At 63.3% G+C, this 18951-nt stretch carries 12 protein-coding genes and 1 tRNA gene; 4 read left to right on the forward strand and 9 right to left on the reverse strand.

Annotation, left to right across the window (positions count from 1 at the left end):
• The 4 genes from HZ989_RS08785 to HZ989_RS08800 form a co-directional block, all read right to left on the reverse strand.
• Complete coding sequence (locus tag HZ989_RS08785) at positions 1 to 351, reverse strand: nuclear transport factor 2 family protein (protein ID WP_209320482.1); 351 nt, start codon at positions 349 to 351, stop codon at positions 1 to 3.
• On the reverse strand, positions 348 to 1382 hold the full coding sequence (locus HZ989_RS08790) for a hypothetical protein (protein ID WP_209320483.1): 1035 nt from the start codon (positions 1380 to 1382) through the stop codon (positions 348 to 350). The genes HZ989_RS08785 and HZ989_RS08790 overlap by 4 nt, the downstream gene beginning before the upstream one ends.
• Positions 1383 to 1470: 88 nt before the next feature.
• Positions 1471 to 3126, reverse strand: coding sequence for a tannase/feruloyl esterase family alpha/beta hydrolase (locus HZ989_RS08795; protein ID WP_209320484.1), 1656 nt, complete (start codon positions 3124 to 3126; stop codon positions 1471 to 1473).
• 107 nt (positions 3127 to 3233) lie between these two features.
• Positions 3234 to 5327, reverse strand: coding sequence for a tannase/feruloyl esterase family alpha/beta hydrolase (locus HZ989_RS08800; protein WP_209320485.1), 2094 nt, complete (start codon positions 5325 to 5327; stop codon positions 3234 to 3236).
• A 288-nt stretch (positions 5328 to 5615) separates the two neighbouring features.
• Here HZ989_RS08800 and HZ989_RS08805 point away from each other — a divergent pair, with 288 nt between their 5' ends.
• On the forward strand, positions 5616 to 7928 hold the full coding sequence (locus HZ989_RS08805; protein WP_209320486.1) for a TonB-dependent receptor: 2313 nt from the start codon (positions 5616 to 5618) through the stop codon (positions 7926 to 7928).
• Between the two features lie 457 nt (positions 7929 to 8385).
• Positions 8386 to 9447: a GntR family transcriptional regulator gene (locus tag HZ989_RS08810; protein ID WP_245162520.1), complete on the forward strand. Its 1062-nt coding sequence runs from the start codon at positions 8386 to 8388 to the stop codon at positions 9445 to 9447.
• Positions 9448 to 9452: 5 nt separating this feature from the next.
• Here the strand turns inward: HZ989_RS08810 and HZ989_RS08815 are convergent, their stop codons facing one another.
• The 3 genes from HZ989_RS08815 to HZ989_RS08825 all read right to left on the reverse strand — a co-directional run bounded on the left by HZ989_RS08815 (position 9453) and on the right by HZ989_RS08825 (position 14392).
• Positions 9453 to 11111, reverse strand: coding sequence for a carboxylesterase/lipase family protein (locus HZ989_RS08815; protein ID WP_209320488.1), 1659 nt, complete (start codon positions 11109 to 11111; stop codon positions 9453 to 9455).
• Positions 11112 to 11208: 97 nt separating this feature from the next.
• On the reverse strand, positions 11209 to 12699 hold the full coding sequence (locus tag HZ989_RS08820; protein ID WP_209320489.1) for an aldehyde dehydrogenase family protein: 1491 nt from the start codon (positions 12697 to 12699) through the stop codon (positions 11209 to 11211).
• 37 nt (positions 12700 to 12736) lie between these two features.
• On the reverse strand, positions 12737 to 14392 hold the full coding sequence (locus HZ989_RS08825; RefSeq protein ID WP_209320490.1) for a GMC family oxidoreductase: 1656 nt from the start codon (positions 14390 to 14392) through the stop codon (positions 12737 to 12739).
• Between the two features lie 85 nt (positions 14393 to 14477).
• Here HZ989_RS08825 and HZ989_RS08830 point away from each other — a divergent pair, with 85 nt between their 5' ends.
• On the forward strand, positions 14478 to 15083 hold the full coding sequence (locus tag HZ989_RS08830; protein WP_209320491.1) for a TetR/AcrR family transcriptional regulator: 606 nt from the start codon (positions 14478 to 14480) through the stop codon (positions 15081 to 15083).
• On the opposite strand, the gene HZ989_RS08835 is transcribed toward HZ989_RS08830, so the two are convergent.
• A complete protein-coding gene (locus HZ989_RS08835; RefSeq protein ID WP_209320492.1) occupies positions 15071 to 16513 on the reverse strand; it encodes an alpha/beta hydrolase domain-containing protein in 1443 nt (480 codons plus the stop codon). The genes HZ989_RS08830 and HZ989_RS08835 overlap by 13 nt on opposite strands.
• Positions 16514 to 16746: 233 nt before the next feature.
• Between HZ989_RS08835 and HZ989_RS08840 the strand changes: the two genes are divergently transcribed.
• The gene (locus tag HZ989_RS08840; protein ID WP_209320493.1) at positions 16747 to 18411 is read left to right on the forward strand and encodes an MFS transporter; all 1665 of its coding nucleotides are present in this window, start codon (positions 16747 to 16749) and stop codon (positions 18409 to 18411) included.
• Between the two features lie 419 nt (positions 18412 to 18830).
• Here the strand turns inward: HZ989_RS08840 and HZ989_RS08845 are convergent.
• Positions 18831 to 18920, reverse strand: a tRNA-Ser gene (locus HZ989_RS08845).
• Between the last annotated feature and the right edge of the window lie 31 nt (positions 18921 to 18951).

The raw sequence follows: 18951 nt of genomic DNA on the forward strand, positions 1-18951 counted from the left end.
TCAGGCGTCGATGAAGTAGCGGATTGCCAGGGTACGGTCACCGAAGTCGTAGAGCTCCATCGTTTCGATCACGACATTGGCAGCGACGATGTGGTTCCGGTGATGGCAGGCGGCCTCATGTCCATTGATCACGGACTTGACGGCCTCCAGTCGCATGCCCGCATTATGGTCCGCCCACATGGCTTCAAGAATCTCCATGGCGTCACGACGGGGCTTGCCGACATAGTCAATCGTCAGGCCGTTGCTTCCGAACTCTCGATAAAGTTCAAAGAAGGCCGTGCGGTCATGGGTATTCCAGGCCTCGAGTTGCCCATGCAGGAAGCGTTCAATCTCGGCTCTCGATATCGTCATGCGATGTCCGATCCTCGAACGTTGCGGGAGGTGCCGTTGCGCCGGTCCGTCTCGCCCCAGCCCAGCCAATGTGACGGCTCGCGCGTATCGCCGACACGACGCCAGCGGCCCTCCTGCTGGGCGGTGATCGGGAAGCCGCCCAGGAAGCTGACCATCCGTCCCTTGGGATCGGGCAGGAACTCCCACTCCTCGCTGTCGTCGAGGATGATGCGGGCCGTGTCGCAGAAATAGTCCCCGTCCGGGTGGTGCGACACGCCCTCGATCTTGGTCGTGGTCCGGATCTCGCCCTTCTCGTTCTGGAAGATGGCATAGCCGAGCATGTCATGGCCCACGCAAAAGGAGCCGACGTCGAATGTTCCGTCAACATACACGGTGGCGAAATTCCACCAGATGACATGCATGCCGTTGTTGACGATCAGATCCTTCTTGTAGTGGATCGCGCCGCCCTCGGCGAGATACGCCTGATCCAGCGAGATGACGCCCTTGACCGCATGGCCGTCACAGTGGCCCGTCACTTCGTACATCTGGGCCGTGTAGAATGTTCCCCAGTCGACACCCGGAAGATACCATTGCATTCCGCATCCCAGCAGCGTGCCGCTGATGTCGAACAATCCATCCTCGACCCAGGAAAAACGTCCGGCAGAGGCCGTCACCCGCCAGGCGTTTCCGGCGTCGCTGTCCAGCGACCGCCACATGACGGTGTCGCCCTCCAGCGTCTGAATGGGCAGTGCCGTCTGCGCCTGAGCAGCCATGCGAGGCGTGTCCATCACCAGGGTGTCCTGACCCAGCCGCGTGGACTGATAAAAGAAGGTCGTGGGGTTGGGCGTTCCGGTCGGGGCCATAAGAGCGCGAACCGGCGCATACAGGTGTCCCTCGCCATCCCTGAGCACGCCAAAGGGCATGGTCTTGTTCAACACCAGGCCAAAGAAGCCACGGGCATCATTCATGGCCGGGGCGCTGACGTCCATCGGCGCGACCAGCACCTGATAGTTGAAGTCCGCGCGGGGCATCGCTCGATTGAACGTCCGCATGTTTTGTATGCTTTTCCTGTTTCTGCCTTGTGTCATGACGTGGACGCCGCCCCGGGCAGGGCGCGGCGTCCGATCAGTCAAGACCTCATCACATGCGTGGTGGCGCCTGGCAGGTCCAGTTGGCGGCGTCGTAGACGGCATCCGGGATGCCAGCCTTGGTGCGATCGAACACCGCGACCTCCGGATAGGGGCACAGCATGAAGTCGCGCGAGGTTCCTGTCGGCGGCGGCACGAGGACACCGGACACCATTCGGGTCGCGGGATCGGCGAAAAGCAGTTGCTGACGATCGATGCCGCGGTGGGCGACGACGGCGCCAGGGGCTTCTCCGTTCTCGACCCAGTTGATGAGCTCGGTCATCAGCACGTCGGGCGCATCGCCAGGGCCGGTGCCTGAGCCGCAGTGGCCCATGCCCGGAATCCTGTAGAAGCTGGCGAACTGGCGCAGGTTGTCCATGCCGTCGACCGATGTTGCGGCGTCGGCGTAGTATTGCTCCATCTCGGTGTCGATGCAGCAGGGGTCGCTGACCCCATTCCACATGAGGACCTTGCCGCCGGCGGCGCGATAGGGCGCGAGATTGGCGCTGTATGGCCAGCCGAAATCGAGCTTCTTGGTCGCTTCCCACCAGCGGTCGATGGTGGCCTGGTCGTTGAGGTCCATCGTCATGACGTCGAAGTCAGGGCCGAACAGGACCTTGGCCAGAGAGCTGCCGATCACATAGCCCGGTGAGGATCGGGCCATGTTTTCGACCGTTGGGGCGTCTGACCACGGCGGCGGCACCTGCCCCATGAAGCCGGCCCAGACGGTCATGTTGGAGATCGGGAAGCCGACCTTGATCTGTCCGGCGGGGCTGCGGGGGCCCGCCACGATCGCCTTGATGCTCTTGAGCTCGGGCTGGGTCAGGCAGTCGGGTTTGTCACCGTCAAGACAGGCGACCGTGTCGAAGTCGAAGAGGCATCTGGTGTGATCCTGGATGATGTCGTCCCTGGCACCGTCGATCTCGTCGCAGGCGGCGGTGACCTTGGCGTCCAGCATGGCGAATTTGGCAGGCGAGACCCACGATCCGGGTTCGCGCGCCATCTGCTGGGCCGCGTTGATGAAGGCCAGCATGGTCGCCGAACTGCGTCCGCCGGGTGCGCCGAGCAGGACGCCGTCATAGTCCTCGGGGTGCCGCTCGATGGCTTCGGTGCTCATGCGCCCGCCGCCGGAGCAGCCGGATGTGTACCGATAAAAGGACTGCCCGCCGTAATAGGCGCGGGTGATCTGCTGCGTCGCCACGGCAGTGACGTGAGCCCCGCGATCGATGTGGTCGCGGGCTTTGGCCGGATCGGCCAGGAAGCTCCAATCTAGAATGTGACCGGTATGGCCCGTATCGGTGCCGGCGACGGCGAAGCCTTGAACCAGCGGATTGCCGGCAGGAATTTGGGAGTCAGAAGGCACATAGCCCGCCGCCCCGCCCATGCCGATAAAATAGTACCGATTCTGCCAGCCGGTGTCCGGCAGTTGCAGGCGGAAATTGACCGTGTTCGGGCCCGGGTTGTTGGTCGTCACATAGCCCTCGATCCGGCAGTGCGGCACAGGGGCCGCTGTCGGAGTCGCCGAGGTGATCGTGGTGTCTGCGGGTGCGCTGGCCTGAATCGCGGCGGTCTCGCACGTTCCGGCCGAAGCGGAAGATCCGTAGAATAGCGCCAGCGCCCCGACTGCCCCACTGCACGCCAAAAGCCTGGATTTCATAGATAGACTCACGATTGTCCTCCCTGGACGTTCTTGCCGGCATCGCGCCTCTTGATTGGACGCGTAGCCGGGTATTGGAAAAAATCGGGGCCGCCTTGGACCCGTCCGCCGTCTTGGACTCAGGTGACCACGACCCTGGCCGAGGCGAGGTTTTCGATCTGTCTGCGGGCCGCCGGATCGCCGTGACGGTTCAGCCGCACCCGGCAGGTGACGAAATAGACGCCGGGCTTGTCGAAGGCCGTCGTCGTGGACAGGGTCAGTTCGGTCTGGCCGGGTGCCACGTCGGCCTTGAGCGAAAAGGCGCCGCTGGCGTCGAGATCCCACTGCGCCTGGGTAAAGGTTCCCGCACCCTCGGGCGCCTCGGCGTGGACTGTCAGAGTAACCGGCTCGCCAACCCTGACGTCCGCTCGGACGGCGCCGTTGGCGGTGACCTCGACGACCGGCTGGATACCGCCGCGTTCCCCGGCAGAGGGGGGCAGGGTGACCTTGCCGTCGGAGAAGGCATAGGTCGTCTCGGCCGGAGGCACGCCCTGTTCGACCCAGGCCGCCAGATCGACCAGTCCCTGTTCGATCACGGGCATGTAATCAATCAACCAGGTCGTCGTGGCGCGTTTGGGATTGGTCGGCAGCAGCATCGGCGGAACGTGTTCGGCGTTCTGGGTCCATTGCAGGCGAAACTTCTCGCGCAGCCTGTCGGGCCCTTGCGCCTCTTCGACCGCGCGCTTGTAGATCACGCCCTGGGGCGGCCACAGCGAGGCGTCGTGGGTGTGGTGAACCCACAGCAACTTGCCCTCGTACTGACCGGAATAGGGCACGCCCATCAGGGGCGACTGCACCGGCACGCCGTGCTGGGGATAGATCGGCTGGCCGTCCACGCGCAGGAAATCGTTCAGCGGGTCTTCGGAAAGATGGTGCCGGTAGGCGTAGCAGAAGGCGAGGAAGGCGTGGTTGTCGAGGTGGACGCTGTCGCCGACCTCGACCCCGCGGAAGCGCAGGATGTTGGCGTCTGCGCGCCCGTCGCAGAACCAGATGTCGCCGACCGCGCGGGTGCAGAATAGCTGCCGTCCCGCGACGGCGCCGCTGTCGATCCTGACGCCGCATCCGGTGCTGTAGCCGCCGGTCAGGCCCTTGACCTCGATCGCGACCGGCAGATCCCAGGCGCCGCTGCTGGACGCCATCAGCATGATCATCGCCTTGGAGTCGGCGTACTCGGCCCCGGCGAACTCCTCGCCCATCAGGTCCTGGGCGGTGATGATGCGGGTGATCGGAAGGTTGACGTCGATCAGGTCGTCTGCGACCACCTCGGGACGGTCGTGGCCAATGTAGCCAGGCTGGGTCCAGAAGTTGGTGAAATAGTCGGCGTCTTCCTCGAGCAACATGCCGGCGATCGAACACCACAGCCAGATCTGGCCCATGGGCTTGGCGATCATGAACTCGTCGCCGCGCGGGTATCCGAGCCGGTACAGGTTGGCCAGTTCCTCGCGTTCGTGCTGGGTCAGGCCCGCAAAGGGATCGCCTGTGCCGCCGGGAGCCATGGCGTCGATGACGCCCTCCAGCTTGTCGCCGCGCAACAGGCGCTGGACATTGAACATGCTGCCGAATGAAAACGGCTGTTCGCTGCGGACCCGCGAGTTCGTCCCATGCGGCTCTACATTTCCGCCGCCCATGAAAGGCAAGGCACCGTCATAGACTCCGCCGCCATACTCCAGGCACAGCGGTGACCGGCGGCCACCGCCGCTGCCGCCCCAGACGTAGCTGTAGTCGGGTTCGCGGCCTAAAACTTGTTTGCAGATGTACTTCGAGAACCGCGCACTCTCGACGCTGGCGCGATATCCGTAGAGACCGGGGTCGATGCCCGCCCGGGGATCAATGTCGTCGCCGATGTGGCCCGAGTTCGACTCGACCATGTAACCGCCCAGCTTGACCATCATGTCGAGGCCGCCGAGCAGGGCACCCATGGCCCCTGCGAAGGCTTCCTCGTGACCGGCATGGGCCCCCTCTAGGGGATGATACATCCGCCCCCCCCATTCCTCTACAGCCGGGAAGTAGAAGGTGAATCGGGTGTCGGTGTTCTCGAATCCGCCATGCACGTTGCGATGGGGGTAGGGCTTCTCGCGCCACTCGTCGCGATCGATGTACGGAGCTCCGAAGTAGCTGTCCCGAACGACATACCCCCGGGTGTCCAACGCCAGCTTTTCGGCAGCATCCAACATGAGCGTTCTTCCCAATCTGTGACCGCTTTGGGCCCCGGATCTGCGACCGATGGCCCACTCTATGCAGTCATTCTGACATCGGTCAACTATTCTCTCATCGGAACAAAGCTGAAAGGGTGACCGCATAGGCGCGCCGGGCCGTCAGTTTGGAAAATCGGAATTCTGATGCCAGACGAATGTTCTTGCCGAGTTTCTAAACATATGAGACAGTTTTGTTCAATGCACGGCGGGGGATCATCTCACCAAACGTCCATAGGGGCGCGGCCGGCACGGGGAGATTAGATAATTATGCACGTTTTCGTCACCGATAAATGGTACATTGCGCGAAAGGCTGGTCTCGCCGGTCTTATGTTCGCGACCTGTCTCACGGCCCCGTCGCTTGCGGTCGCTCAGCAAGCAGAGCCCGCGACCGACGAGCCCAGCCAAGCTTCCAGACTGGACGACGTCGTCGTTACCGCCCGTCGCCGCGAGGAGAATCTTCAGGACGTACCGCTGGCCGTTACCGCGCTCAGCGAGGAAGTTCTTCAGGAAAAAGGAGTTCGCGAGGCCAATGACCTCGGACAGGTCGCGCCCGGCCTCAGCGTCCAGAACACGACCGCCAACCGTAACAACATCACCTATTCAATCCGCGGCCAAGGCCAGACTTTTGGTCAGAATTCCCCCGGCGTCGTGCCGTATTTCGCCGAAGTGCCGTCGTTTGGCGACGCCATCTTCGATCTGCAGGGCATCCAGGTCCTGAAGGGGCCGCAGGGCACCCTGTTCGGCCGGAACACCACCGGCGGTGCGATCCTCTTCGCGCCGAAAGCCCCGTCAGATACTTTCAACGGCTACGTGATCGCCCGCGCTGGCAACTATCAGCGACGGGATCTGGAGTTCGGTGTCGGCGGGCCGATCCTGGGTGATCGTCTGACATTTCGGGTCGCCGGCCAGTTCCTGAACCGAGACGGCTATACGGAGAACACCGTCAACGGCGACTATCTTGACGACGAGAACCGCCAAGCTTGGCGCATCAGCCTGACAGCTCGGCCTTTTGACGGGTTCGAGAACACGTTCCTGTATCAAGATGTCAGCGTCGATGAGGGAGGTTCGGGCCTGCAACTGCGCGTCGCGGTGCCGACATTCTCCAACGCGAATATCTTCGCCCAGCTTCAGGGCGCTGTCGCTCAGCAGATCGCCTGGGGTCCCCGGAGGTTGGCCGCCAACTATCAGCCCGACTTTATCCGCCTGGAAAGCCAAGGCTGGATCAACACAACGACCTGGCGGATCAATGATTATCTGACCCTGAAGAACATCTACAGCAAACGGGACTTCGCCCAAGGTCAATCCTACGATCTCGACGGCAGCCCCCTAACTGTCCTCCACGTCACCAACCCGACCGGACCTGACAATACAAGCACAACCGAGGAATTTCAGGCTCAGTTCAACTTCGGGCGCATCGACGGCGTCGTCGGCTACTTTACTGAGGACAACAGCAGTCCGCTTCGGATCGCTTTCGACACCCAGCAGTTTGTGCGCATTCCCGGCCTTCTGCCAGCTGGCGGGGTTATCGGTGCGGTGAACTTCAACCAGTCCACGTCGGGAAGCGAGGCCTTCTACGGGCAGTTCGACATTGCCCTGACAGATCAACTGACCCTGACCGCCGGCGTGCGCGATACGACCGATGAACGGACCAGTGGTCCCGGTCAGACCTTCCTCTTGTTCTCGCCCTTGACGCCCTATCCTACAGGATTGACTGCGGCGGCAGGGCCGCGGCTGGCCGTGGAGTTCCAGGCCACTACCTGGAACGTCGCAGCCCGGTATGAGTTCAGCCCGGACTTGAGTGTCTATGCGACGGTGCGACGTGGCTTCAAGAGCGGCGGTTTCAATGCCAACGCCATCAATCCGGCCGACGCGCAGTTCCGACCGGAAGAAGTCACCGACTACGAGGTCGGGGTGAAGGGCGAGCAGTTCTTCGGCGATACGCAAGTCCGGTATGCCGTCAACATCTTCTACGATGACTACACCGACATCCAGCGGTTCGTTAACCTGGCCACAGTGCCCGCATCGACCGTGACGCGGAACGCGGCGGCGGGCACCATCGCAGGCATCGATCTCGATCTTATCGTCGCGCCGACTCCCTGGCTCAGTGCGACCCTGCAATACACCTACCTGGATGCGCAATACGACAGTTACACCGATGCGCTACTGGGAGATCTCTCCAGTAGCCGGTTCCCCAACACGCCCGAGCATCAGCTGACGTTCACGCCGCGGGTTGAATTCGCTTTGGCCAACGGGATGGGCGACCTGTCGATTTCCGCACCGATCTACTACCAGACAGGTATCGCTACCGATCCGGCGAACGTGCCCAACGGTAATGCGCTTGTTGCCCTGTCGAGCTTGGGCACCAATGTTGACGGATATACCAAAGTGGATCTGCGCGCGGACTGGCGCAACGTGAACGACAGCAACGTCAGCGTCGCTGCCTACGTCCGCAACCTTACGGACGAGGAGTATATCACCGGCACCAACAACCAACTGACCAGCCAGTTCGGCACCGCCTCCTATCTCTACGGACAGCCGCGTTTCTTCGGCGTGGAACTGCGGTACGACTTCGGCAACTGATCTGATCTCAGGCGCACCGGCCTGAGGCCGCCGATCGATATTTGCTTTCCGGGTCGTCCCGGATGGCATATCGATCGGCGGCTTCAGTGTTTCGTCGGATGCCTTGACGATCGGGGATGGGTACGTTGGCGTCCTGTTCGATAAGGTGTTGACCCCTCTGACCGGAAACGGACGAAGAACCGCAGGCGTGCCCACCGATCCTGCCGCAGTCCAGCTCGCCCTCCAGTTGACGGAGATGATCCGGGCATCGGGTCTGAAAGCGGGTCAGCTTGTCGCGTCCGAGCAGGACCTGCGGTCCAGACACGATACCGGCCGCTCGGTCCTGCGTCAGGCCGTTCGCATCCTCGACGAACGCGGCGTAGCGACCATGAAACGCGGGGCGGGCGGGGGACTGATCGTCTCGCCTCCCGACCCACAGTCTGCGGGTCGCGCCCTCGCCATCCTGCTGGAGAGCCGGATGCAGGGACCGCATGCCCTGGATCGCCTGCTGAACGCGACGGACACCCACGTCTTTCTGACGTCGACGCCTCGGCTCGATCTGGCTGAATGCGAACGCGTCCGTCACCTTGCCAGACGGCTCAGCCAGAATGCTTCAGCCAGCCTGCCGCGCGCCAACGAAATCAAGGATCTGCTGGGTGCCATCAGACGGCTGGTCAAGGACCCGCTGGCCGGTCTCGCCTACCAGGTGACTGCCGACTATGGCCAGGATCTGGCACCCGACAGCGTTGTTGCTGGGGGTCAGGACTTCCAGCGCGCCTGGTGGGACGCCTTGCTGGAGATGGTCGAAGCGCAGATGGCGGGCGACGTCGCCGCCCTGTTCGACCTGCGTCGTCGACAACTGGACGTGATCCGCGAGAGCCAGGACGCCTGGAGCGCCATGGATCGAGACAATCGTCTCGTTCCCCCGATCGAATCGGACCCGCAAACGCGAGGTCCGTCGAGCCCGGCCGAGCGCCTCGCACGCGAGTTGTTGCGTGACGTTCGTCGGCTGGGCTGGCAGCCTGGCGCACGGATCGGCGGGGCGGGTGACTTGTTGGCGCGATACGGGGTGACGGTAGGCACACTTCGACAGGCTGTGCGTATCCTCGAGCAGAACTCTGTCGTCCGCATGGACAGAGGACGATCCGGCGGCCTCGTCATCACGATGCCCGATTCATCAAAAGCGATCGAACGCGCAACGCAATTCCTCGGACAGACGGCGATCGCGCCGGAGGACCTGGCGTCGTTTCGTCGTCAACTGATACTCAAGTCGCTGAGCGCTTTCTGTGAACGCGCGCCGGGAGATCGCGACTGCACGCTGAAACAGGCGACGTCGTCTCACGTCTTTGATCAACTGGGTGCCCTGTCGGGAGATGGCGCGCTGGAGCTCTTTCTGTCGATTGTATCTGTCGCATCTCCGCAGTCGGCGGAGCGGGTAGTCCGCTCGCCGAAACTTCTGTTTGAGGCTCTTTCCAAAGGCGATGCGCCGCGCGCGCGGCGCATCTATCTGGAATGGACACGGGTCTCCGACGAACCCTGAGACTTTCAGCGTGCTGCGGTCGGCGCCGGCAGGCTGTTCCAGAACCCGAGGATCTCCGATCGTGGATCGTTCTCGACCCGCATCTCGTTGTCGAAAATCATCGTGGCGCGTGTCCGGGCGTCATAGGCGGGCCAGACCGGGATCTGGTCGTTGTTTGGATTTCCCGTCCGGGCGAAGGCGATCAGGGTTGAGGCCAGCCGGTCACACATCAGCCGCCCCGACGCCACGCCGCACCCGACCATGCCGTCGCGGTAGTTGTGGAATGAGGCCGAGACGTCGATCCCATGGATGGCGCCGAATTTTCCGTCATAGGCCGGCGTTTCCCAGTCCCATTGGTACATCCACACCTTGCCCGGGCTCTGGGCTGCCTTGCGCTCGGCCTGGAGGATGGCGTTCTTGCGGAAACCGGCATCGGTCGCGATCTGGGCCTGAATGAGGAAGGGCGATTTGTTCGGATAGCGGGCGCGATAGAGGGCAACGGCCTGATCGCCCAGCGGGCCGAGCCTGGCTGCCATCTGGGCCTTCAGGCCGGCTTCATCCAGATCCCAGTTGAAGCTCATTAGGCCCCCGTCCTCGAGCGTCGTCGAGATGATCATGGGGATGTCGGCCGACTCCGCCGGGCCGCCCGGATCGAAGGGATGGTGAGGCAGGTACGCGCCGTCGAGCACCGGTGAGAACCGCCCGCCGGTCGGCATGGCCGCCACCGCCGTCTGGGCCTCAAGCAAAGTCGTCCAAGGCACCTGCTGAAGATCCGCGATGCGGCTCCTGTCGATCCCCAGGTGGTTGAGCAGAGCCGCTGCGGTTCGGGCCGATGCTTCACGTTCCGTCAGCTTCAAGGCCGAGCCACTCTGAACCATCGCCCGATGGAAAAGGCCCTTGGCGGCGGGCGTCGCCAGCAATACGGTCGTCTTGTAGCCGCCTCCGGACTGGCCGAAAATCGTCACATTGGCCGGATCCCCGCCAAAGTCCGCGATGTTGTCGCGGACCCATTCCAGCGATAGCACAAGGTCCATGATGCCGGTCACACCGGCCGATGCGAACTCGGCCGGCGCGCCGTTATCGGCAAGGTTGATATAGCCGAAGCTGGCCAGTCTGTGGCTTACGGTCACGACAACGACATCGCCGTAGCGGGCCAGCTGGGCCCCGTCGAACCCGGGCGCATTGCCCGATCCGCTCTCGAAACCGCCGCCATGGATCGAGACCAGCACCGGCCGCTTCTTGCCGTCGTCGAGACCCTGGGTCCAGATATTGAGGTGCAGAGGGCTCTCCCCCATGCCGCCTTCCTGACGGTCCCACTGCACCAGCATGGCCAGGTCGGCACGCAGGTCGATCAGGGTCTGGGGACTGACCGGGCCGAACCCAAGGGCGTCACGGACGCCTGTCCAGGGCTCGGGCTTGCGGGGCGGCATGAAGCGGTCGCGACCGCCGGTCGGCGCGCCATAGGGGATGCCCTTGAACTGACGCACATCGCCGTTGGTCTGGCCGCGCACCTTGCCGGAAGTGGTGTCAACGATCGGGAACCCCGGGCTGGACGGGGCGTCGAGCGTGGTCTGTGCCACAGTTCCAGAGGAGGCCATGGCCTCGGTCGAGAGTGCAGCGCCGGCGGCGAGGGCCGCTGCACCGAACAGGGTGCGCCGGTTCGGCGCGGCGAAAGGGTCAGCCATGTCTTCAGTCTCCCTTAGGCGGGCCATTGGGTCGGCCTCGCGCCTCGTTTGATCCGCCGATGGCCGGCGGGGCCTGAGCCTTGTCGCGGGCGCCGCCTCAGCGACCGACCGGATAGAAGATTGATTTTTCCTGGGTGAACTCCTTGAGCCAGTCCGGCCCGTATTCGCGACCGACACCTGACCGCTTGTAGCCGCCGATAGGGGCGAAGCTCATCTTGCCGGTGCCGCCGTTGATCATCACGCTGCCGGCCCGAATGCGACGCGCCATGGCGTATCCGGTCGCGGCGTCGGCGGTTTCGATGCCGCCGTTCAGGCCGTAGCGAGAATCGTTGGCGATCTGGATCGCCTCGTCGTCGGTGTCGAAGCCGATGATGCAGCCGACGGGTCCGAAGATCTCGTCCTGGGCGATGACCGAGCTGTTATCGACGTCGTCGAACAGGGTCAGTTCAGTGAAGAAACCCTTGTCCAGGCCCGCCGGTCGTCCGCCGCCGTGGATCAATCGGGCTCCGGAATCGAGACCCATCTGGATATAATGTTCGACCTTGGCGCGTTGGGATTCGCGGATCAGCGGCCCCATCATGACGCTGGGATCGGCCGGATCGCCGATCTTCCACATGGCGGCGAAGGCCTTGACGGTTTCGACGAAGGCCGGGCGGATGCTGTTGTGGACCAGAAGGCGCGTCAGCAGGGCGCATCCCTGTCCCGCATTGACCGACAGCATACCGACCACGGTCATGGCCGCCTTTTGCACGTCGGCGTCATGGCGGATAATGAGCGCAGATTTGCCGCCGAGTTCCAGGTGGACGCGTTTCAATGTGGGCGAGGCTTGGGCCATAATCGCGGCGCCAACGGCTTCGGAACCTGTAAAGCTGACCATGTCGACGCGCGGATCAGTGGTCAGCAACTGGCCGACCTCGGGACCGCCATTGACGATGTTGAGCACACCGGGGGGCAGACCCGCTTCATCAGCCGCCTCGCCGAACAGCAGGGCCGAGAACGGCGTGAAGGCAGAGGGTTTCAGGATCAGGGTGTTGCCGGCCAGCAGGACCGGGCCGATCTTCGACAAGTTTAACAGGAAGGGGAAGTTGTAGCCGGTGATCCCTGCGATCACGCCGACGGGTTCGCGCACAACAGTCGTTCCGCCCAGGATCTGGGGGCCTTCCGGGTTCATCGGATTGGGAGTGGCCTCGATCGGCAACTGGACGGTCGTGTCCCGCATGGCATGGACCATGGCGTCGCGGAAATGGTCGAGCGGAGCCTGGACCTGCATGGCCCAGGTGATGCCCTGAGAGCATCCGACCTCGGCAACGATAAGGGCCGCGATCCGGGCTTTTCGGGCCTCGAGGGCGGCGTGCAGGCGCGTCATGACAGCCACCCGCTCCGCCATCGACATGAAGGGCCAGGGACCCTTGTCGAAGGCCCGCCGGGCGGCATCGACGGCGGCGTCAGCCAGGCCAACGCCGCCGACCGGCGCGTGGCCGATGATCTCTTCCGTCGCGGGGTTCAGGACCGCCTCGGCCGGTTCGTCGCCCGGTACCCATCGTCCGTCGATGTAGAGGCTGGTGATATCGGTGAAGGGGATGGCCACGGTCGCAGTCTCCAGAGAATGGGGCAGGGGGCTCGCTTCAGGCCGCGTCTTCGAGGATCAGGTCGGCCGCATTCAAGGCCATGGCCTGGGTGGCGGCATTGGTGTTGCCGGACACCAGGGTAGGCATCACCGAGGTGTCCATGACACGCAGTCCGCTGACACCGCGGACGCGAAGCCGGGGATCGACCACGGACTGTGCGTCTGACCCCATCCGGCAGGTGCCCGCGACGTGAAAGGCTGTCGTGCCAAGATCAAGGAAAGCATCGATGATCTCGTCGTCCGTCTGGCAGGCCGGTCCGGGCACCAGTTCCTCGACGATCAGAGGGCGAACGGCTTCGGTCTCCATCAGGCGCCGGATCCACCGAACCATCGCGATCGAGTGTCGGCGGTCGTCGGGGTGCGCGAAATAGTTGGCGTCGATGATCGGGGGCGTGTCCGGGTCCGCAGACTGGATCCGCATCTCGCCGCGGCTCCTGGGCTGGGTGAAATAGCCGCCGACAGAGACACCCGGAGCAGAATCGACCTGCAACTTTGGTGGCTTGGGCGTCTCGCCTGGCTTTGTTGCCTTGGTACCGTCAAGTGACAGGCCCATCTCCGCCATCGAGAAGAGACCCACGCCGATCTGGATGTCGGGATGTTCCAGCGCAGGGTCGGTCTTGATGAAGCCCCCGCCCTCATAGGCTCCACGCGTCATGGGGCCCTTGCCCGCGAACAGATAGGTCAGGAGGCCGCCCAGCATCGCCGGCCCGCGCAGTTTCTCGTTCTGGCTCGGTGCCCGGCTCCGATACTGGAGCGAGAGGTAGCGATGCTCGATCAGATTTTTGCCGACTTCGGGCGCTTCGACGACGACATCGATACCCAGTGAGGTCAGTAGTTCACGTGGACCGATTCCTGACAGCTGCAGTAGCCTGGGCGTTTCGATCGCACCCGCGCTGAGAATGACTTCGCGCCTGCAGGTCACGTCGCGCTCGCCGTCCTTGGAGCGCAGCCGGGCACCGACCACGCGCGTTCCCTGGAACAGGAGCCGGACGGCATGGGTCTCGCTCACGATAGTCAGATTGGCACGTTTGCGGATGGGGTGGATAAAGGCCCGGGCCGCGCTGAAGCGCGATCCCCCATGGATTGTGACGGGCTGGTATCCGAACCCGCCGTCATCGACGGAAGCCAGGTCATTGATGTCGCGCGAACGTGGCGTGCCGAGCTCCCCCGCGCCCGAGATCAAGGCCTCGCTCATGGGATCACCAAACTCCGGCACGGTTATCTTGAGGGGGCCTCCCACGCCGCGATCCGGACCCGCGCCGAGCTCGTGGTCTTCGAGTTCGATGAACCGGCGACGCATAGCCTCCCAGCCCCAGCCCGTGCAGCCAGCGGCCTCCCAGCCATCGAAGTCTCGCGGCGCGCCGCGGATGTAGACCATCCCGTTGACCGAACTTGATCCGCCGAGCGTCCGTCCCTTGACCCAGGTCTCGGATCGGCGATTGCCGCCCTGGCGTGCCTCATAGGTGAAAAGCCGCTCGTTTCCCGGGGTCAGCAGGACGCCGATCCCGCGCGGCATGCGGACAAACAGGTTGTCGTCGGATGGCCCGCTCTCGACCAGCAACACCGAGTTGGCGGGGTCGGCCGACAATCGGTTAGCGAGCACGCAGCCTGCCGACCCTGCACCGATGACGATGTAGTCGAATTGGTCCTGCACGGTTTCCGTCCCTTGTGTGGTCCGCGACGCTTGCGCCGGTCGTGGTTCCAAGCGACGACTATCCACCCGAAAAAATAGTACATCAATGTCCGTTTTGAACAAAAGTGCGGCCTCTGTTCCGAAATCTTCGATCCGCAGGGACGTGATCCGTCACCGGGCCGCCCTGCTTGACGCAGCGACGGAGGTGTTCGCGAAAGACGGCATCGAAGCTCCCTTGGTCGAGATCGCTCGACGGGCGGGCGTTGGCCGAGGCACGCTGTATCGGCATTTCCCGGAGCGGATCGACCTGGTCGTGGCTCTGCTGGAACGCAATCTTGACGAGCTCCAAGCTCAGGCTGCCGATCTCGCGGACCAGCCGGAAGGGCTGCTGGCGCTGATCCGCACCATGATCAACCAGGATGTCGACGTCGCGCCGCTGCTGGACAGCGACCTGATCGTGCCGGCTCCATTACTGGCGCGGTTCGTCGCGATCTGTCGGCGTCCTCTGGAGGCCGCGCGTCGTTCAGGCGTTGTCCGTCAGGATCTGGACGAGACCGACCTGCTGGATCTGACGGTTATGGCGGGATCGGCTTTGAGGCGATGGGGACTTGAGGAGCGCCGGGTCCGAGCACCGCGCATCCTGACACTGCTGCTGGAAGGCATCCGCTCCGACGCGGACGGTAAGTCGCTGGATTCTGATCAACCGGGATAGCTGGCCGCCGCCAGGGCTTCGATCTCGGTGCGATCCCGGGACAGGATGAAGCCCGCCGAAATCGCGGCTGCCAGCGCCTCGCTGAACTTCGCAAGATAGTGCGCGCGACCGGCCGGATAGAGCCGCGACAAGCTGGCGGGATCGAGGGGCGCCGTCGAGCCGAACAGGGCCCCCATCCGGCTCTTCTCAATCGCCATACCGGACAATCGGCAGGTCGGCACATCCATCCAGGGCGAGCGGACTCCACCAAGGGCATTGCCGAAACGGTCGAGCTTCAGTCTGGGAGACTGGCCGGCCTCAAGTGTCAATCTTTCCCCTGCTGGAGGACTTTCGCCTGTCGTGACCCATTGGTTCAGCGCCGAGAGCGCCGCCATCATGATGTAGTGATGCTGCGGAGCGGCGTTGATGTCTCCGGGAAGAGTCAGACCCAGAAGATTGCGGGTCGGTGCCATGGCGTCTGCCATGTCCTCCGGGGACAATGTCCCGCTGTCGATCAGCGATGCGCCCATGACATAGGTGTCGGCGTGGGCTGTGCCAGCGACCTCCCAGGTTCTCAATCGGTCGTGATCCGGCTGACGGGCGGGAAGATATCCGAACCGTTTCATCATCAGGTCGGTCTCGGTGATGAAATTCAGGATTGGCACGGGTGTGTCGGTTCGCAGATGCACGGGCTGCAGCGCGCCAAGCAACGCCGAGAGCACTGATGACTTGCCCAGCCCGGGCGCACCCCCGAAACGGGAATGGACGAGGTAGCCGTTGAAGGCCTGTTCGAGAGGCGCAACGGCATTGATGTAGGTCGTCAGGCGTCCCGCCGACTGGGATTCGCCTACAGCGATCAGCGAATTGATTTCCCGGGAGCCAAGCAGGCGTTCCGGCTCGTTGCGCAGAGCATGCGCGACCTGGGTGAAGATGTCGTAGCAGAAAGCGTCACCGGGATGGTTCAAGTCCGCGTACCGTTCGGGCTGGGCCTTCTTCAGCGGCTCCATCCCTGGAAAGGACATCAACCCGCCACCGTCGATACCCGCTTTTTGAGCCGACACGCCGACCCACGCATAGCCGCTGCGGACGATCTCCCGGTGAAGATATCCCCATTCTGGCGCGGTATCGGCGCCGGCGCTGACGTTCAGCCACTCCACGAGTACGGTCCCGTTGAAGTCTGACAGCCTGGTCGGTCGAATGACGACGATGCGCGTCGCGTAGGGCGCGGAGCGGTGGGGGCCGACGTTCCAGTGACCGTGACGCCGCCTCGGGCCTTGCATCCTGTAGGAAGCGGCTATGCCCGACATCTCGTATTCGTCGACCTGGTACCCGAGGGCGGCGAGATCGAACGCCGTGAGCATCAATGTCGGACGTCCATCGATGGGCCCCTTGATGCGAGGCCTGCCGTTGACCAGGTCAGTATCGCGCTCGGCGGGGGGTGAAGGGGCCATTGACACTCCTGGAAATGGTTCGGCTCAACTACTGATATCAGAACGAAAGACGTCAATCAGAACAAAAGATGGCCGAGAGCGTTCCGTTCAACGCCTCTTGTCATGCTAGGGTCCTGGATTGACAGCTCGTCGTCGACCACGCTTTCCGGCTGTCTGATGTTTTCCAAGCGTACCGTCAGAGTGCGCTAGGTTCGCAATTTCCGCTCTTTGAGCAATGCGTTGGAAGGAACGGTATGGTCAGCGCAATGCAGGCGGAAGGACTGCTGACGCCTCTGCGTGTGCCGGTCTTCCGGCGGATCTGGTCAGCCAGCCTGCTTTCGAATTTCGGCATTCTGATCCAGGGCGTAGGCGCCGCATGGAGCATGAGCCGCTTGACCGATGACGCCACAATGGTGGCACTGGTCCAGACCGCCCTCTTGCTGCCGATCATGTTGATCGCCCTGCCGGCCGGCGCGCTATCAGACATGTTTGACAGGCGTCTTGTCTGCATCGGGGCCCTGTCTTTCGCCCTGGCCGGGGCGATTGGTCTGTGCGTTGTCACCCTGCTGGGTCTGCTGACGCCGCCGATCCTGCTCGGCTTCTGCTTCATTGTGGGCTGCGGGATGGCGGTGTTCGGCCCGGCCTGGCAGGCGTCCGTGTCGGAACAGGTGCCGAACGAGGCCCTGCCGTCGGCCATCGCGCTGAACGGGATCAGCTTCAACGTGGCCAGAAGTTTTGGTCCTGCTATCGGCGGCGTCATCGTCGCTGCTGTGGGTGCCATCGGCGCCTTCGTGGCAAACGCCGTCTTCTATGTGCCCTTGCTGATCGTCCTGGTGTTCTGGAAACGGCAGCAGGAGCCTTCAAGACTGGCACCGGAGACGTTCTGGCGCGCCATCGTTTCTGGCGTCCGGTTCATCCGCTACGCCCCTTCGCACCGCATGTTTATTGCCCGCTCCGCCCTGTTCGGGCTGATCGGTGGCGTCGTTCCGGCCCTGATGCCGCTGATCGCTCGTCAACTCCTGCAAGGCGGCGCGCCGGTCTATGGCGTTTTGCTGGGGGCGTTCGGCATGGGTGCCGTCGGCGGGGCCATCATCCTGCCGGACCTGCGCAGAAGGTTCACGACCGAAACCTCAAGCCGGCTCTCGGCAGGCATCACGGGAGCCGCGATACTGGTGACGGCCGTCAGCCGAAACGAGGCGGTCACTGTGCTTGCATTGCTGATCGCAGGGGTGGCCTGGACAAGTGTCCTGACGCTCTACAGCATCTCGATCCAGGTGGCGGCACCGCGCTGGGTCGCCGGCCGGGCCCTGGCGATCTTTCAGGCGACGGTCGCAGGTGGCGTCGCACTGGGGGCCTGGGCCTGGGGCCGGTGTGCAGAGGAAGTTGGCGTCAGCCAGACCCTCCTAATCTCCGGGTGCCTGATGATCGCATCGGTGCTGGTCGGCTTCTGGTTGCGCCTGCCCGATCTGTCTCGCGCGCCTGAGGAGCGATCGCTCGACCGGGCTGCCCCGGTCATCGGCCTGGAGATCACGCCTCGCAGCGGGCCGATCGTGATCGAGCTCGACTATGTCGTACCGGTCGAGAACGCCCGGGCCTTCTACGAGGTGATGCAGAAGGTCCGTCGCTATCGCCAGCGCACCGGAGGCTACGGCTGGTCGATCGCGCGCGACATTACAGACGCGACACTCTGGACAGAGCGCTTTCATGCTCCGACCTGGAACGACTACCAGCACCTGGTTCACCGGGGCGAGGGATCCGGCCGCGAGGGGCTGGACGAAAGCCGGGCTTTACTGGATCCGGAAACGCCTGTTCGGATCAGACGTATGCTGGAGCGTCCCGTCGGCTCGGTACGCTGGAAGGACGCCTCGCCCGATCGTGGCACCGATCTGCTTTCTGAAAGTCGTGGACCGCTACCCTAGCTGTCGACGCCATGAAGGTTGTTCACCCGGGGGTGGGCCGAGAGGTGTTGTCAGGGTAAAGCCACAATTGGTGACTTCAGTTGAATTTTGGGCCTAACAGGCAAGCTGTTCGGGTCGATTGACTGATCATCGTCTGCTGAATTTTTTCGCTTTTTCGTGGGCTCACCGCCTCCGAAATGGGCCTAAGTACAGGCTTTGAAACTTACGCTGACAACACCGAAGATGCCGTTTCTACAAAGAAGGTGCGGGGACGGCTTCCGCGAAACGCGGCGAACCCCAAGGTCTGTCACTTTGGGCTCGACCCGAAGTGAAAGGCGTCACCACAGCGAACTATGTGGACCATTAGATGGTACCAGTTATCGGTGGTGGCCAACAAGATCTGAATTGAACCGTTGTTTTTACGGTCTTTTTTCAGGAAGTGGCGGAGAGGGTGGGATTCGAACCCACGGTACCCTTCCAGGCACGCCGCATTTCGAGTGCGGTACATTCGACCACTCTGCCACCTCTCCGCGGGGCCGTAGGAACGCTCGGTCGAAAGCG

Source organism: Brevundimonas sp. AJA228-03 (assembly GCF_017795885.1).
In the GTDB taxonomy this organism is placed as follows: Bacteria; Pseudomonadota; Alphaproteobacteria; order Caulobacterales; family Caulobacteraceae; genus Brevundimonas.

Excerpts from the sequence above, each read along its gene's own strand:
- HZ989_RS08815 (WP_209320488.1), bottom strand. The coding sequence starts at position 11,111 with ATGGCTGACCCTTTCGCCGCGCCGAACCGGCGCACCCTGTTCGGTGCA.
- HZ989_RS08810 (WP_245162520.1), top strand. The coding sequence starts at position 8,386 with ATGCAGGGACCGCATGCCCTGGATCGCCTGCTGAACGCGACGGACACC.
- HZ989_RS08785 (WP_209320482.1), bottom strand. The coding sequence starts at position 351 with ATGACGATATCGAGAGCCGAGATTGAACGCTTCCTGCATGGGCAACTC.
- HZ989_RS08790 (WP_209320483.1), bottom strand. The coding sequence starts at position 1,382 with ATGCGGACGTTCAATCGAGCGATGCCCCGCGCGGACTTCAACTATCAG.
- HZ989_RS08830 (WP_209320491.1), top strand. The coding sequence starts at position 14,478 with ATGTCCGTTTTGAACAAAAGTGCGGCCTCTGTTCCGAAATCTTCGATC.
- HZ989_RS08800 (WP_209320485.1), bottom strand. The coding sequence starts at position 5,327 with ATGTTGGATGCTGCCGAAAAGCTGGCGTTGGACACCCGGGGGTATGTC.
- HZ989_RS08805 (WP_209320486.1), top strand. The coding sequence starts at position 5,616 with ATGCACGTTTTCGTCACCGATAAATGGTACATTGCGCGAAAGGCTGGT.
- HZ989_RS08835 (WP_209320492.1), bottom strand. The coding sequence starts at position 16,513 with ATGGCCCCTTCACCCCCCGCCGAGCGCGATACTGACCTGGTCAACGGC.
- HZ989_RS08840 (WP_209320493.1), top strand. The coding sequence starts at position 16,747 with ATGGTCAGCGCAATGCAGGCGGAAGGACTGCTGACGCCTCTGCGTGTG.